Source organism: Streptomyces sp. sk2.1 (assembly GCF_008120935.1).
Lineage (GTDB): Bacteria > Actinomycetota > Actinomycetes > Streptomycetales > Streptomycetaceae > Streptomyces.
This window is the reverse complement of sequence record NZ_RDBO01000170.1, coordinates 1-995: the sequence shown is the minus strand read 5'-3', so window position 1 is coordinate 995 and position 995 is coordinate 1. Positions and strand designations below refer to the sequence as shown.

Annotated in this window: 1 protein-coding gene; it reads right to left on the bottom strand. The window is 65.1% G+C overall.

The features are described 5' to 3' along the window. Window positions 1-153: 153 nt before the first annotated feature. Window positions 154-828, bottom strand: coding sequence for a hypothetical protein (locus EAO76_RS41900; protein WP_148841470.1), 675 nt, complete (start codon window positions 826-828; stop codon window positions 154-156). Window positions 829-995: the final 167 nt, after the last annotated feature.

The window sequence follows — 995 nt, the reverse complement described above, 5'->3', positions numbered from 1 at the left end:
CCCCAGCAACCGCCCTCCCGGCAGCCGCTCCGTACCGACACGAACCGGGTCACTCACGTACGAACTCATGCACCCGATCATGACCGGATCCATCACCTGTGTCGAAGGCTTTACCGCCGGGGTCCGGAACCGGCCGGGGCGCACCGACCCCGCTCAGTCGCCGGGCAGATCCGACGCCAGATCCAGCGCCCGTACCTCTTTCTCCTGCACGACGTCCGCGGGCGCGGGCGGCTTCACGGTCACCGGCCTGTCGTATTCGTCGAGTTCGAGCAGTACCGGCACGTCACCGAGATTGAACTCGATCCCCCGGGGCGTGTTCCCGCCCTTCTCCGGCACGTGCACCGAGACTTCGCCCGCACCGGAACCGTGTGTGAGCTGAATGGTTCGCTCACCGCCCCTGGTGCGCGGATTGCCCATCTCCTTGGCTCTGCTCACCTTTGCCGGAACCTTCATGAACGCCAGGTGGAACGCGCAGAGGAACACCCCCGGGGCCTCCAGGAGGTCGCGGGCCGGATATTCGACGTACTTTCCACGGGACTTCTTGATCGCTTCGTCGACGGCGGCCAGCTTGTCCGGCATGTAAATCTTCGCGAACTTGCGCGTCTCATCGAGATTTTTGTCGCCGTGGCGCACCCAGCCACGGTCACGAATGATGATGATCTCGTCGGGCACCTGATTCTGCTTGTACGTGCCGACGCAGTTTCCCTGCCGATCGGCACGCAGGTCGACCCCCACCGATATTTCGGACCTGAACTCGCCCTTCATCCGGAAGGACTCGTAGCCCTTGAACGACTTGAGCGACTCGTTCATCCGCTGCGTGTCGCTCATGGCGGGCGCACCGGACGGTTCACCGCCCCCGGGCCCACCGCCGGACCCACCGCATCCACCTCGCACGACATGAGTTCCTTTTGGGGACTCGATGGCGCCGGTCGGCGGAGGGGTCCGGAACCGCGTTGATACGATCGCGCGTTCGATACCGGCGGCGCCCAGGTGCC